Consider the following 14,678-nt stretch of genomic DNA (forward strand, 5'->3'; position numbering starts at 1 on the left):
AGGCGGAGCAGGTACAGATACCATGATTGGTGGGGGTGGTAATGATTCCTACTATGTTGATAATTCCGGTGATATTATCACAGAAAATCTGAATGAAGGAACTGATATAGTTTTCAGTCCAGTTAATTACACCTTAAGTAGTAACCTAGAAAATCTAACTTTACAAGGCACATCTGCTATTAATGGGACTGGTAACGCCCTAAATAATCTCATTACAGGTAACACTGCTGATAATATTCTCATAGGCGGAGCAGGTACAGATACCATGATTGGTGGGGGTGGTAATGATTCCTACTATGTTGATAATTCCGGTGATATTATCACAGAAAATCTGAATGAAGGAACTGATATAGTTTTCAGTCCAGTTAATTACACCTTAAGTAGTAACCTAGAAAATCTAACTTTACAAGGCACATCTGCTATTAATGGGACTGGTAACGCCCTAAATAATCTCATTACAGGTAACACTGCTGATAATATTCTCATAGGCGGAGCAGGTACAGATACCATGATTGGTGGGGGTGGTAATGATTCCTACTATGTTGATAATTCCGGTGATATTATCACAGAAAATCTGAATGAAGGAACTGATATAGTTTTCAGCACAGTTAGCTACACATTAGGAAATAACCTAGAAAATCTAACTTTACAAGGCACATCTGCTATTAATGCTACTGGTAATGCCCTTAATAATCTCATTATAGGTAATACTGCTGCTAATATTCTCATAGGTGGAGAAGGTGCAGATACCATGATTGGTGGGGGTGGTAATGATTCCTACTATGTTGATAATTCCGGTGATATTATCACAGAAAATCTGAATGAAGGAACTGATACAGTTTTCAGCACAGTTAGCTACACATTAGGAAATAACCTAGAAAATCTAACTTTACAAGGCACATCTGCTATTAATGCTACTGGTAATGCCCTTAATAATCTCATTATAGGTAATACTGCTGCTAATATTCTCATAGGTGGAGAAGGTGCAGATACCATGATTGGTGGCGCTGGTAATGATATTATGATTGGTGGGGGTGGTAATGATTCCTACTATGTTGATAATTCCGGTGATATTATCACAGAAAATCTGAATGAAGGAACTGATACAGTTTTCAGCACAGTTAGCTACACATTAGGAAATAACCTAGAAAATCTAACTTTACAAGGCACATCTGCTATTAATGGGACTGGTAACGCCCTAAATAATCTCATTACAGGTAACACTGCTGATAATATTCTCATAGGCGGAGCAGGTACAGATACCATGATTGGTGGTGCTGGTAATGATTCCTACTATGTTGATAATTCCGGTGATATTATCACAGAAAATCTGAATGAAGGAACTGATACAGTTTTCAGCACAGTTAGCTACACCTTAAGTAGTAACCTAGAAAATCTAACTTTACAAGGCACATCTGCTATTAATGGTACTGGTAATGCCCTAAATAATCTCATTATAGGTAACACTGCTGATAATATTCTCATAGGCGGAGCAGGTACAGATACCATGATTGGTGGTGCTGGTAATGATTCCTACTATGTTGATAATTCCGGTGATATTATCACAGAAAATCTGAATGAAGGAACTGATAAAGTTTTCAGTCCAGTTAATTACACCTTAAGTAGTAACCTAGAAAATCTAACTTTACAAGGCACATCTGCTATTAATGGGACTGGTAACGCCCTAAATAATCTCATTATAGGTAACACTGCTGATAATATTCTCATAGGCGGAGCAGGTACAGATACCATAATTGGTGGTGCTGGTAATGATTCCTACTATGTTGATAATTCCGGTGATATTATCACAGAAAATCTGAATGAAGGAACTGATAAAGTTTTCAGTCCAGTTAATTACACCTTAAGTAGTAACCTAGAAAATCTAACTTTACAAGGCACATCTGCTATTAATGGGACTGGTAACGCCCTAAATAATCTCATTATAGGTAACACTGCTGATAATATTCTCATAGGCGGAGCAGGTACAGATACCATGATTGGTGGGGGTGGTAATGATTCCTACTATGTTGATAATTCCGGTGATATTATCACAGAAAATCTGAATGAAGGAACTGATAAAGTTTTCAGTCCAGTTAATTACACCTTAAGTAGTAACCTAGAAAATCTAACTTTACAAGGCACATCTGCTATTAATGGGACTGGTAACGCCCTAAATAATCTCATTATAGGTAACACTGCTGATAATATTCTCATAGGCGGAGCAGGTACAGATACCATGATTGGTGGTGCTGGTAATGATTCCTACTATGTTGATAATTCCGGTGATATTATCACAGAAAATCTGAATGAAGGAACTGATAAAGTTTTCAGTCCAGTTAATTACACCTTAAGTAGTAACCTAGAAAATCTAACTTTACAAGGCACATCTGCTATTAATGGGACTGGTAACGCCCTAAATAATCTCATTATAGGTAACACTGCTGCTAATATTCTCACAGGTGGTGTAGGTAATGATACGATCTATTTAGGTTTAAACGATGGTTCTGTAGATATTGTTAATTATGCTTTAAATGTAAATGATGGGTCAGATTTGGTTTATCAGTTTGTGCGCGGTGTTGGTGGTGATAAAATTCAGTTTACAGGGGTTGCTAATATTGATGTTGTAACATCAGGTGCTAATACTATGCTACGCATTGGTGATGGTATTATGAGTAATACTGGTTTTGGAACTGGTCAGTTATTAGTTACTTTATCAGGTATAACTGGCTTTACTGCTACTGATATTAATGTCAACCTGTTTGGTAGTGTTGGTACTAACTTCTTGTTTAGTTAACATAACACTCCTATGATGCGATTAGGAAGGTGGGGCGGAATATTTTCCATAATTGCTTGTCAAGTGATTTTTTATATAGTATATTAGTACGTATCACAAGAGAAACCCCCCACTTTCAATAGTGGGGCTTTATTAACTGCCATATTTTGTTAAAATCGCATTCACTGGTTTAGATTAATTAAAGGCAGTGGCTGTTTTGGCAACTATAATAAATTTTGTCTTAGCTGCAACTACCCAATCATCTGTCCACTTTGGCGATTAATTCAGTCTGTAACAAACATGATAAAACCTGCCCTTACTAAAATTGGCGCTCAAATGTCCAACTTGACTGGCGTAAGAGCGATTATGAAAGATATTAACGAAACCCTCAGAGCTAGTAAGGGACAGGAATTATATAATTTAAGTGCTGGCAATCCGTTGATTTTACTAGAGGTAGAACAGTTATGGCGCGATTGTACGGCAGATTTATTAGCTAGTTCTGAATATGGTGAAGTTGTTTGTCGTTATGGTTCTAGTCAAGGTTATGCACCATTAATTAACGCAATTGTCAATGATTTTAACCAGCGTTATGGGTTAAATTTAACTGAACGTAACATTTTAATTACTGCGGGTAGTCAAACTATCTATTTCTACGCTGCTAATGCTTTTGGTGGCGATATGGGTAATGGCGAGTTTAAAGAAATTGTCCTGCCTTTAAGCCCAGACTATACTGGTTATGGTGGTGTTTGTCTATTTCCAGAAGCGTTAGTTGCATATAAACCTACTCTGGATATTGATGCAACTGCACACAGATTTAAATATCGTCCTGATTTTAACCAACTTTCCATTACAGAAAAAACAGGTTGCGTGATTTTCTCCCGTCCTTGTAATCCTACAGGTAATGTTTTAACTAATGATGAGGTGAACAAAATCACTGATTTAGCTTCACCTTATAACGTACCTGTATTGATTGATTCCGCTTATGCACCTCCTTTCCCGGCGTTGAATTTTACAGAAATGACTCCAGTATTTGGGGAAAATATTCTCCATTGTATGAGTTTATCAAAAGCGGGATTGCCTGGAGAACGGATTGGGGTAGCAATTGGAGATGAAAACCTGATTCAAGTTTTGGAATGTTTCCAAACTAATGTGGGAATTCATTCTTCTCGATATGGTCAAGCGATCGCTGCTCGCGCGATAGAATCAGGGACATTAGCAAATATTGCCGAAAATGTGATTCGTCCTTTCTATCAGAAAAAGTTTGATGTCTTAGAAAGTACCCTAGAAGCAGCTATGCCTAAGAATATACCTTGGTTTTTACATCGCGGTGAAGGGGCGATTTTTGGCTGGTTGTGGTTGCAAGATTTACCCATGACTGATTGGGAATTTTACCAGGAATTAAAGAAAGTGGGTGTAATTCTTGTCCCTGGTAGTAGTTTCTTCCCTGGTTTAAAGGAGGACTGGGAACACAAACACCAATGTCTGCGAATTAGTTTAACTGGTAGTGACCAGGAAATTACTGTTGGTATGCAGCGTTTGGCTAAGGTTGCTGAACGGATTTATCGAAGTACGGCTGTAAGTGTGTAAGAGATAATGAACCACGAAGACGCAAAAAATGTTGATTATCTTCAACAATATTGTTAAAATACAACATACCCCCGCTATAGTCGTTAGATTGACATAGCGGGGGTATGTTGTATTATTACTGTTTAGCTAGTAAAGCTTTCTTATCTTGAATCAGAGCATTAATTTCGGAATTAATGTTTTTCAACTGTTCTTTTTTTTGCTCTATTGATAGTTCGGTGTTTTGAGAAATACCGTTTTTTTGGTCTCTATAATATGCAATTAGTTCGTCAATGTCTGCAACGGTTTGGGTGGGGGCCGGCGCAGTTGCAGCAGCAGCATATAGTACAGGAGCGGTATATACTGAAGCAGCAAGAGCGGTAGGCACGTTTAACAGCAAACTACAGAACGCGAATAATAACACGATTGAATGTAAAAACACGCGTTTGGCAGAAGTGAAAAGTTTCATTTTTTCTTGGATGATCATAAATTTTCAGTTTGCATACTATTATATTGTCAGTGATATTACGTCGAATTTTAAAATAATTTAACAATTGAGATGTTTTTACGCAATTCCTGTATTTTATATTAGAAGTAGTCTAACAAAATTAAATTCACTCATTGAGAGAGGGAACAGAGAACTAAGTAGGTTAGCATTAAAAATTGTCGTTATGGCAAGGCAAGAAGCACTCATGCAAGAGTGAAGAGGGTTTGGGCGATTTTACTTTTCTTTACACAGATTGGTTTTATTGTGTTCACCTACTTAAAAAATTAGTGTTATTTAACCTAATCTACAAACGTGAAGTGGTAAAATGGAGACAAAGTGAGCAATTAACTAATTAATGAACCACGAAGACGCGAAAAAGAAGCAGGGGAGCAAAGAACCGGGAGTAGGGGGAAAAGTTAAAAACTCTCCAGTCCCCAATCTTGATGATTGGTTGGAAATTGGGAAGATTGTCTCACCCCAAGGTTTAACTGGGGAGTTGCGGGTTTATCCTAATACTGACTTTCCTGAACGCTTTGAAGAACCGGGAAAACGCTGGTTATTACGTCCAGGGGAAACGGAACTTCAATCTGTGGAGTTATTAAATGGGCGGTATATTGAGAATAAGAATCTTTATGTGATTAAATTGAAAGGAGTATGCGATCGCTTTCAAGCTGAAAATATGCGTGATTGTCGGTTTTTTGTGCCTGTTAGCGATCGCCCAAAATTAGCAAAAGGTGAATTTCATGTGATAGATTTGCTAGGGTTACAAGTCTTCATGCAATCATCTGGGGAATTAGTGGGAACGGTGGTAGATATATTACCGTCAGGTCATGATTTATTAGAAGTTCAATTTGATCCTGCTTTTGTGACTAATAATGAAGAACTGACAACTGATAAAGCCCAAAAAACAGTTTTAATTCCTTTTGTGATGGAAATTGTGCCTATTGTTGATTTAGAAACCCGTCGAGTAGAAATTACTCCTCCCCCCGGTTTATTGTCAGTTAATAATTAGAACCATTTCAGGAAACCTGATAGTGTTTTGGGGCAAGCACGGGGGCATTGCCCCTACAAAAAATCCTACTTTACAGATTATTAAATCGGTGTTCTAGACTATAAATCATCATCAGATTCATCAGGATTAACACCTAATTGACGTAACTTTTCAGCTAATATTTCCATTTTCCGTTTTGCTTCAATCACTTCTTGTTCAGCTACAATAGCTCGTTTTGTTGCCACAGCAGCTTCTTCAACGGCAGCAGCAGCTTCTTCAATTGCAGTAATAGCTTCTTCACTCGGTTCAGGAATTAATTCTCCTGCGAGAGTAAACCACCTTAACCACAATTTAGAAATACCTCGAAATGAACCTTGCCATAATCCTAAACTTAACTCTAATTCAGGCATTGGTAATCGCCCTGTAGTCAAATTCATTGGTTCATAATGACCACCAACTAAATGAAATGCGCGGAGTTCATTGGTATAGCGACTAAAAACAATATAATAGGGAATTCGCAAAATACTTTCATAAACTTCCCATTTTGTAGGAGGTTTACCTTTAGCAGTTTTTGTGTTTCCTAAATCTTCATCTTCTGTACCAGGAGATAATAATTCTACTACCACAAAAGGATTTACTGGTTCTTGCCAAGTCACATAACTTAAACGCAAATCTTGACCATGATATAATCTTGATCCTCCAACAACACCAAACCAATCTGAACGTTTATACCATAAAGGATGCTGAAGATCATAATAAAGATTCATATCAGCAGCACTAAAAATGAGTTCTGGACTCCAATTTAGAGGTTGAAAGGTCAGATATAAAAGTAAAGGTTGTAAAAAATGAAATTCGTCTGGCAAACCTTTTTCCTCTGGATTTTCACTAGGTAAATCATACATTGTCGGCAGATTTTCCCAAGGAGGAAGGGGAGGATCTGATTGAGAAATCAACGGAGGGGAGAAAGTCATAAATAAATTAAATAAATTTTGCTTTTCTCAATCTTAGTTTAACAAATATTATGGTCTACCAACGACAAAATCCCCGACTTGTTTTAGAGGATGTTTGAAAAGTCCTTTTCTCGGTATCAAAAGTTTTAGATCCCTCTAAATCTCCCTTAAAAAGGGAGACTTTGATGACCGTTCCCCCTTTTTTAAGCTACGGTGTACACACAAGTCTTCTAGAGTTGCCCCACAACGTTTAGATCCCCCCAACCCCCCTTAAAAAGGGGGGGCTAAATTCTTCAAAGTCCCCCTTTTTAAGGGGGATTTAGGGGGATCGGATAACGTTTAGCATCCTGTCTAGAGATGTGTTTACACCGTAGCTTTTTTAAGGGGGGTTAGGGGGGATCTAAAAGTGCCTAAAGTCACAGCGAAACACTTTATGGCTACGCCACGCTTCGCTATCAAACAACCTCTGAGAAATGGGGGATATATGTTGATAATTATCTTCTAAATTTCCGTTCTAAAAAAGCAATAATTTGTGACCAAGCAGAGGTAGCTGCAACAGCATCATAACGATAACCATCATCTCTCATAAAAGTATGTTCTGCTTCATAAGCGAAAAATTGATGATGGACTTTAGCATTTTCTAAAGCATTAATTATAGTATGTCTATCCTGTTCAGAAATATGTGGATCTTCAGTTCCAAAAATTAACAACATTTCTCCCTTAATTTCCTCAAATCTTTGAATAGTCTCTGCTACACCTTTACCTAATTTACCGCTAGGAATCCCAGTAGGATAACAACAAACAGCCGCAGCAATTTCACTTTCAAAAGCAGTGCGAACAGCCAAATGTCCACCAATACAAAAACCCACAGTTCCGATTTTCTCAGCAATAACTGAACTATCATTTTTGAGAAAATCAATTACTGCACGAGTATCAGCATCATATTCAGAAATTAAGGTTCTTCGGGCATCATCATTACCGCGCATTCTGCCAATATCATTCGGTTCAATTACAGAACCCACAGGTTCAATGCGGTGAAAAATCTCTGGTGCTACAACCACATAACCAAAACTAGCTAAATAATTAACTAACCGAATTATGGCATCACCTAATTGATAGATATCACTATAAAAAACAATTCCTGGATATTTACCTGCTGGTTTAGGAGAAGCAACATAAACCCGCATTAAACTATCATCAACTCTTAAATCAATATTGCGTTTAACGATTTGCATTTTTCATATTTTGGTAATGTGTTAATTTGTAATTCCCAAAATTTAATAATAATCAGCATATTTTAATCAAAAAACATAATTATCTAAGCCTCTTTTCTCTTACCTTATAATTTTTAACGCCAACTTAACTTAGACTACTACTTATACCAATTTGATGTAAGGCTGCACAGAACCCTGAAATCAATTGATTGATACATCTTCATCTGCGTTCATCTGCGTTCATCTGCATTTATCTGCGTTTAATGTTCTTGAGATTTTATTGTATGCAGCTTCATATTAATTTAGTTTTACTGATAAAAAAGCAGAAAATAGTAGACATTCCCTCAATAAAATCTTTCATTTTGTCATAGAGAACTCCACAAAAAAGATGAACTGCTTGCAGCAGCGCTTCGCTATCCAATTTTGTGGGATGGGCATCTTGCCCGTCCCTGTATTATTAGGGGACCAGATGCCCGCACCACAAGAAATTTTGGATATTTCTTTAATTGGAAGTCTCATATATGACGAAATTATAGAAAAATACTCCAATCACTAATCCTATTCTCGTTATTTAATTTACCGAGAAAATATTGCCCATCAACCTATTCACAAAATTTGAGGCTATGATCAAGATAGAGGAATTGCAATTGTAGTCAATGTTGATTGTTTCCAGTCTCAAGACTGAATTAATTAACACATAGGGAAATAAGTATGAAAAATCAAAAATGTCCGACTTGTCAAGGTGAGTTAGAAACTAAGCAAATCGAAAAAATGTTAAAAGGAGGGAATAACACCGCCGTTATCCAAGTAGAAGCAGAAGTTTGTGCAAAATGTGGAGAAAAGCTCTATAAACCAGACGTTGTTAGCCAATTTACTCAAATTCGTGCCAAACTTAGAAACCAACAAACAGAAGATTTTCAAGTTATTGGTCAATCTTTCCGCATTTCTGTTTAATTAATTAATCAAGGAAAGCCGAAAAATCCTATCCTAAGTTTGATAACTGTGAAGATATCACTGAGTTTTCACTAGATGTCTGTTGATAATCTCACATCCCATGGAATTATGCTTTACTTTCAAAAATGGGTGGCCCGGGATTCGAACCCGGAACAAATCGGTTAAAAGCCGAGTACTCTACCGTTGAGTTAGCCACCCTTTTGCTGTTTTGTTTTTCCAACTTTATCAATATACCATCAACAGCTATGGTTTTGTCAAGGGGTTTTTAGAAAAGATTTGCCGTTAACCCAAAAGAAGCAGTACAACTAGCTCCTGGAGCTAACACCGTCAGGTTTTCACCAGTGTTGAAAGCATTGCGGGTGGCACTCCAAGGCTCTAGACAGTAAAATTCTTTGCCCTTAACAGTCCAGAAAACCAACCAGGTAGAGAAATCATCGTAGTCCAGGGTTAGCTTCAACTTGCGGCTGTTATCTGTCACAGAAGCAGATTTACTGGTAAGTCCCCCAAAGGCAAAATCAATTTCATCTTGGTTAAAATCGAATTTGCCGTTAAAGGTGTTAAATTCCTTAGTTTTGTTATCTTGATATCGTGTAGAAGGAAGTTCCACTTCTAGCTGATTTTTATCACCGCAGAGGAAGTAAGGGTGGAAACCAGCGGAAAATGGCATGGGTGTAGATGACAGATTTTTATATTCCTGACGCACCGTTAAAGTATTACCTTGGAGTTCGTAGGTAAAAGCCAATTGAAAATCAAAAGGATAAACTGCCTTTGTTTCCTCATTGCTGGTGAGAACTACAGTCAGACTAGCTTTATCTTCTGTGTGTTGTTGTGTTGCTGTCCAAGGCAATTCACGAGCAAAGCCATGTTGTTTAATAGTATACTCTTTTCCATCAACGCTGTAAGTATTATCAGGTAAGTTACCGCAAAGTGGAAACAAAATTGGATTGCCACCCCTGACGCTCAAATCAGGATGAGTAAAGCGTTCAGCGTCTAGGTAAAATATTTCTTGACCTTGCACCAGCCAACGAGTGATGATACCGCCTCTTTCTGGGACAACTTCTATTTGTGTACCAGCGGTTTTATCAGACAGGATGTAGGTTTTGTATTGTTGTTCTTGAATGTCAATGGTAAACATAGTTTTTAGTCATTAGTTATTAGTCATTAGTCATTAGATAACTCCACAAAAAAAATGCTCCAATCTTGTGGGATGGGCATTTGGCCCCTCCTTGGATTATTAGCAGGCAAGATGCCTGCACCACAAGAGAATTTGGGATATTTTTTATTTGGAAGTCTCTTAGTAATTGGGAATTGGTGATTGATAAAATTTACTTCTGTCACCTGTCACCTGTCAACTGTCAACTGTCAACTGTCACCTAATTACACGTCTTCGGCAAAAATGAAGCGATATAACTCACTAGGGTCTGGTTCAGGGCTACTTTCAGCAAATCTAACTGATTCGTCAATTACAGCCTGAATTTTCTTTTCCACATCTTTGAGTTCTGCTTCTGTGGCTAGATTTTGTTCTAGCAAATAAGCAGCTAACTTTTTAATGGGGTCACGAGCAAACCAAAATTCTTTTTCTTCTTTGCTTCGCATTTCGTCTGGGTCAGCCAGGGAATGACCCCGGAAGCGATAGGTCATAGCTTCAATCAGGGTTGGACCTTCTCCAGCACGAGCGCGGGCTACGGCTTCTTGAGCCACTTGTCGCACTGCTAAAACATCCATTCCATCTACTTCCACGCCCACCATGTTAAACACACTGGCTTTTTTGTAAATTTCTGGTTGGGAAGTTGCCCGTTCGTGAGACATACCAATTGCCCATTTATTATTTTCTACCACAAATAGAATTGGCAGTTTCCATAAAGCCGCCATATTCAATGTCTCGAAAAATTGACCGTTGTTAGCAGCCCCGTCACCAAAGAAGCAAGCGGTTACTTGGTCAGCGTTTTTATCTCCGAGAACTTCCCGACGGTATTTAGATTGAAAAGCAGCACCAGCAGCCACAGGAATACCTTCAGCTACGAAAGCATAACCACCTAATAATCGGTGTTCGGCGGAAAACATATGCATTGAACCACCGCGCCCTTTACTGCAACCTGTGGCTTTCCCAAATAATTCTGCCATTACCTCTCGTGCTGGGACTCCTGCACTCAAAGCATGAACGTGGTCACGGTAGGTACTGGAAACGAAGTCTTCACCGGGACGCATTGCACCTTTGACAATGCCACTACAAACTGCTTCCTGTCCATTGTATAAGTGGACAAAACCAAACATTTTCCCTCTATAGTACATTTCGGCACATTTATCTTCAAACAAACGCCCTAATGTCATGTCTTCGTATAAGCCTAGTCCTTCTTCTTTGGTGATTTGGACTGTGGCAGTATTAAATGTGGGTAATGCGCGCTCTTGAGCCATGCTGGTGAAGTATCCCTATTGTAAAAGTTAAAGTTAAGTTGGTCTTAGGTAAAGTTAGCTATAAATCAGCCACCATTAACAAGGGTCATTTATCAAACCTTATTTTAATATGTTAGCAATCAGGATTACTGGCTTTCTGCATAGCTATTAACAATTAACGTAATTTTATTTGCCGATGAGTTTGACTAGTCCAATCCCCCCAAAATATAGTCCTAAAACTGCACCTGCTAAAAGACTTTGGGTAAGAGGGTCTGTAGAAGGTGTCAGCACTGCTCCTAAAATTACTGCTGCCATAATTACATAACGCCAACCTTTTAACATCATCTGTGAAGAGACTATTCCCAAAATAGCCAGCAAAATTTGAATCACTGGAACTTGAAATGCTAGTCCTGTGGTGAATAACAATAACAGCACAAATTCAAAATACTTATCAATTGACCAAATCTGCTCAACAACATCAGCACCATAGTTAATGAAGAATTGCAAAGCGGCAGGGATGAGTGCTAGATATGAAAAAGCCAAACCAGCTACAAATAGGAAACTTGACCCCAGTACCACAGGAATGACTAACCGCCGTTCTCGCACTGTGAGACCGGGAAGTACAAACTGGATAATTTGATAAAGAATGAAGGGAGTAGCCAAGATTAAACCACCGTAAGCGGCGACTTTCATAGAGACAAAGAAAAATTCTCCTGGAGCTAATTGCAGAAATTTAACACCTTTTGCGGGAACTTCTAGTAACTGCACTAGGGGTTTAACTACGATAAAACAACCGACAACGCCCACTACTACCACTATGAGGGAGTAGAAAATTCTCTGCCGCAATTCCTCCAGGTGGTCAAAAATGGACATTTCTACTTCACCGGGTAATTCATCAAGCGGGTTAATAGATGGTTCGCTAGATGCTTCGGGGTCTAAATCAGGGGAATTTATGGTATCTACGTCTTGTGAAGAGGTCATGAGTTAGCAGGTGGGAAACATTTGTTAGGCAATCTTCGTTAACCATTTTATAAGGAATACGTCTGAAAACTCTTGAAGTTCTAATTAACTCAGGAAAATAGCTGTATTTATTTTTGGTAGTATTTGTACCTTTGTTTTTATTTTTACATTTGCAATTTGATTTTAAGAAAGTATTAATTAGCACGGAATTGATTTTAGCGTTGCTAAATTATTACTACTTCATAAATAAGTATTAATTCCAGACTAAGTATGACCTTATGAATTCTCAACTAACTATATAGCTTATTAAAGCTGGGTTTATTATGATCAGAAAAATACATTATATAGTTTTAAATCAAAAAGGTGTTTTACTGATGGTTTTAAAAGGTGATGCAGAAGAGTTAAGCAGTGTTAGTTTTAGTCCAGATGGTAAAATATTGGCTGCTGGTAGTGGTCAAGGTCATGTAATTTTACGGAAGTTGTCAGATATTAAATTAGAAAGTTTACTAAGAAATAATTGCAATATATTAAAAGATTATCTACAATATAATCCCAACATAACCAGAAGTGATGCCTACAGAGAGCAAAGTTATCAGGCTCTGTGTGATTATAACAGGTAACAGGTGACAGGTGACAGGGAATAGGTGACAGGGAACAGGTGACAGGGAACAGGGAACAGGGAACAGGGAACAGGGAACAGGGAACAGGGAACAGGGAACAGGGAACAGGGAACAGATAACAGAATTGAAGGTCTTATAGTGTTATGCAAATTAATTTTTTACCAGATAATATTACTGTTAATGCCGAAGTAGGAGAACCGTTGTTAGATGTCGCGGAACGGGCTGGAGTATCAATTCCTACGGGCTGCCTGATGGGAACTTGTCACGCTTGTACAGTAGAATTAGATGATGGAGAAATTATCCGGGCTTGCATTACCGCAGTTCCATTGAGACAAGATAAACTAATAGTACATCTTTTTAGTGATCCAACTTGGTAATTATCTATGCAGCAATCTGATTCTCGAAATCACCACGATTTTATCCGTCAACTGATAACTTTAGTCGCTATTGTCGGTTCTTTCGTGGTAAATGTAGCATCAAATATTTTTCCCCTCAATGGACTCAGTATAGGGGCAATTTCTAATACTTTATTTAAAGATGTGCTGATTATCCCTGCTAACTATGCTTTTGTGGTGTGGGGACTGATTTATTTAGGTTTATTCGTTTTAGGAGGTTATCAATTTCTCCCCCAGAAGAAAAAGGATAAAGATTTACGTAAGATAGGATATTTACTGGTTATTGCCTGTGTTGCTCAAAGTATTTGGGTATATTTATTTTTATCTAGACTTTTTGCCCTTTCTGTCATAGCAATGTTAGCTATTTTAGTGCCGCTGATCATTATTTATCGTGTTTTAGGCAGTAGCAAAAAGCGTGCATCTTCCAGAAAAAAGTTATGTTTACATACTCCTGTGAGTATTTATTTGAGTTGGATTAGTGTCGCTACTGTAGTTAATGTAGCTTGCGCGCTCTATTTTCATGGTTGGAATGGTTGGGGGATTAATAGTCAGGTATGGACTATGATCATGTTGGTGGTAGCTACAACAATTGCTACTGTGATTGTCATCAGCTATCGGGATTTTGCTTATACTGGGGTGACAATTTGGGCATTAATAGCGATCGCTATTAAACACAGTAATATTGAAATATTGATGAATCTATCTATATTTTTGGCAGCTATACTGATGTTTATAGTGATAATTCAAAGTTGGCGTAATTAAAAATTATCATATAATCCGTATTATGCCATTTAAGAGGTTGTTTGAAAAGTATTAGATGAAACCGATAATCTCCAAAAACCTAACCCCCCTGCCCCCCTTCCCTACGTTAGCGCAGCGTGCCGAAGGCTGGGAAAGGGGGTTTTAAAGCCTCTCCCCGAAGCGGGGAGAGGTTTACAAGAGGGGTTTATTTATACATTAAAAACTTGTTCATTCATCCTCTAATACAAACATTAAAGACTAAAAATCCACTTAATGGACAAAACACCAATTACACTTTATAGACAAGGAAATGCCAACTCTCCTAGAATTGATAATGTCCGCCCTAATAAAGATATAGCTTGCTATGATAAAGATGGGCAAGTGTGGGTTATGACTACTTTAGCAGATGGGGAATCAACAGGCGGAATATCAACATTTGCTAATCCAGGATATGGTAAAAATTGGTGGCAATTAGAAGCAAACACAAAAATACCAGAACAGCTAGAATTAGTTAATGACTATGATAATCATTGGCTGTGGAAACCCATTCAAGATATGCCATTGGAGGATTATCAAGAAGCATTGCAACAGATAGGCACATACTTCTCTAAAGTTAATGAATAGTAGTGACAATCA

At 38.0% G+C, this 14,678-nt stretch carries 14 protein-coding genes, 1 tRNA gene and 2 pseudogenes; 10 read left to right on the forward strand and 7 right to left on the reverse strand.

The window, feature by feature from the left end:
* Window positions 1–22 precede the first annotated feature (22 nt).
* From EZY12_20745 to EZY12_20760, 4 genes and pseudogenes are all read left to right on the forward strand, one after another.
* Window positions 23–1,045, forward strand: a pseudogene (locus EZY12_20745) (calcium-binding protein).
* A 219-nt stretch (window positions 1,046–1,264) separates the two neighbouring features.
* A pseudogene (locus EZY12_20750) lies at window positions 1,265–1,534 on the forward strand (furin).
* Window positions 1,508–2,794 carry a calcium-binding protein gene (locus EZY12_20755; protein QSX70757.1) on the forward strand — a complete coding sequence of 429 codons (1,287 nt, stop codon included), beginning with the start codon at window positions 1,508–1,510 and terminating at the stop codon, window positions 2,792–2,794. The pseudogene EZY12_20750 and the gene EZY12_20755 overlap by 27 nt, the downstream one beginning before the upstream one ends.
* 282 nt (window positions 2,795–3,076) lie before the next feature.
* Window positions 3,077–4,360: a valine--pyruvate transaminase gene (locus EZY12_20760; protein ID QSX70758.1), complete on the forward strand. Its 1,284-nt coding sequence runs from the start codon at window positions 3,077–3,079 to the stop codon at window positions 4,358–4,360.
* 115 nt (window positions 4,361–4,475) lie between these two features.
* Here the strand turns inward: EZY12_20760 and EZY12_20765 are convergent, their stop codons facing one another.
* Window positions 4,476–4,823: a hypothetical protein gene (locus EZY12_20765; protein ID QSX67142.1), complete on the reverse strand. Its 348-nt coding sequence runs from the start codon at window positions 4,821–4,823 to the stop codon at window positions 4,476–4,478.
* Between the two features lie 355 nt (window positions 4,824–5,178).
* Here EZY12_20765 and rimM point away from each other — a divergent pair, with 355 nt between their 5' ends.
* Window positions 5,179–5,835: a ribosome maturation factor RimM gene (gene rimM / locus EZY12_20770; protein ID QSX67143.1), complete on the forward strand. Its 657-nt coding sequence runs from the start codon at window positions 5,179–5,181 to the stop codon at window positions 5,833–5,835.
* Window positions 5,836–5,933: 98 nt separating this feature from the next.
* Here the strand turns inward: rimM and EZY12_20775 are convergent, their stop codons facing one another.
* Together EZY12_20775 and EZY12_20780 are read right to left on the reverse strand one after the other, a co-directional pair.
* A complete protein-coding gene (locus EZY12_20775) occupies window positions 5,934–6,785 on the reverse strand; it encodes a Uma2 family endonuclease (GenBank protein ID QSX67144.1) in 852 nt (283 codons plus the stop codon).
* Window positions 6,786–7,258: 473 nt separating this feature from the next.
* Window positions 7,259–7,999, reverse strand: a complete 741-nt coding sequence (locus tag EZY12_20780; GenBank protein ID QSX67145.1) for a dienelactone hydrolase family protein — start codon at window positions 7,997–7,999, stop codon at window positions 7,259–7,261.
* A gap of 690 nt (window positions 8,000–8,689) precedes the next feature.
* On the opposite strand from EZY12_20780, the gene EZY12_20785 reads away from it, so the two are divergent.
* Entirely contained in the window at window positions 8,690–8,932 is a 243-nt protein-coding gene (locus EZY12_20785; GenBank protein ID QSX67146.1) for a YgiT-type zinc finger protein, read from the forward strand.
* A gap of 126 nt (window positions 8,933–9,058) precedes the next feature.
* Here the strand turns inward: EZY12_20785 and EZY12_20790 are convergent.
* The 4 genes from EZY12_20790 to tatC form a co-directional block, all read right to left on the reverse strand.
* Window positions 9,059–9,130, reverse strand: a tRNA-Lys gene (locus tag EZY12_20790).
* 67 nt (window positions 9,131–9,197) lie between these two features.
* On the reverse strand, window positions 9,198–10,067 hold the full coding sequence (locus EZY12_20795; protein ID QSX67147.1) for an aldose epimerase: 870 nt from the start codon (window positions 10,065–10,067) through the stop codon (window positions 9,198–9,200).
* A 242-nt stretch (window positions 10,068–10,309) separates the two neighbouring features.
* Window positions 10,310–11,347 carry a pyruvate dehydrogenase (acetyl-transferring) E1 component subunit alpha gene (pdhA, locus tag EZY12_20800; GenBank protein ID QSX67148.1) on the reverse strand — a complete coding sequence of 346 codons (1,038 nt, stop codon included), beginning with the start codon at window positions 11,345–11,347 and terminating at the stop codon, window positions 10,310–10,312.
* 165 nt (window positions 11,348–11,512) lie between these two features.
* On the reverse strand, window positions 11,513–12,307 hold the full coding sequence (tatC, locus tag EZY12_20805; protein ID QSX67149.1) for a twin-arginine translocase subunit TatC: 795 nt from the start codon (window positions 12,305–12,307) through the stop codon (window positions 11,513–11,515).
* A 302-nt stretch (window positions 12,308–12,609) separates the two neighbouring features.
* Between tatC and EZY12_20810 the strand changes: the two genes are divergently transcribed.
* The 4 genes from EZY12_20810 (at window position 12,610) to EZY12_20825 (ending at window position 14,666) form a co-directional block, all read left to right on the forward strand.
* Window positions 12,610–12,906, forward strand: coding sequence for a hypothetical protein (locus EZY12_20810; GenBank protein ID QSX67150.1), 297 nt, complete (start codon window positions 12,610–12,612; stop codon window positions 12,904–12,906).
* A gap of 143 nt (window positions 12,907–13,049) precedes the next feature.
* Window positions 13,050–13,283, forward strand: coding sequence for a 2Fe-2S iron-sulfur cluster binding domain-containing protein (locus tag EZY12_20815; GenBank protein QSX67151.1), 234 nt, complete (start codon window positions 13,050–13,052; stop codon window positions 13,281–13,283).
* 6 nt (window positions 13,284–13,289) lie between these two features.
* The gene (locus tag EZY12_20820) at window positions 13,290–14,063 is read left to right on the forward strand and encodes a tryptophan-rich sensory protein (protein QSX67152.1); all 774 of its coding nucleotides are present in this window, start codon (window positions 13,290–13,292) and stop codon (window positions 14,061–14,063) included.
* 252 nt (window positions 14,064–14,315) lie between these two features.
* The gene (locus EZY12_20825) at window positions 14,316–14,666 is read left to right on the forward strand and encodes a hypothetical protein (GenBank protein QSX67153.1); all 351 of its coding nucleotides are present in this window, start codon (window positions 14,316–14,318) and stop codon (window positions 14,664–14,666) included.
* Window positions 14,667–14,678: the final 12 nt, after the last annotated feature.

Source organism: Dolichospermum sp. DET69 (assembly GCA_017355425.1).
Classification (GTDB): Bacteria; Cyanobacteriota; Cyanobacteriia; order Cyanobacteriales; family Nostocaceae; genus Dolichospermum.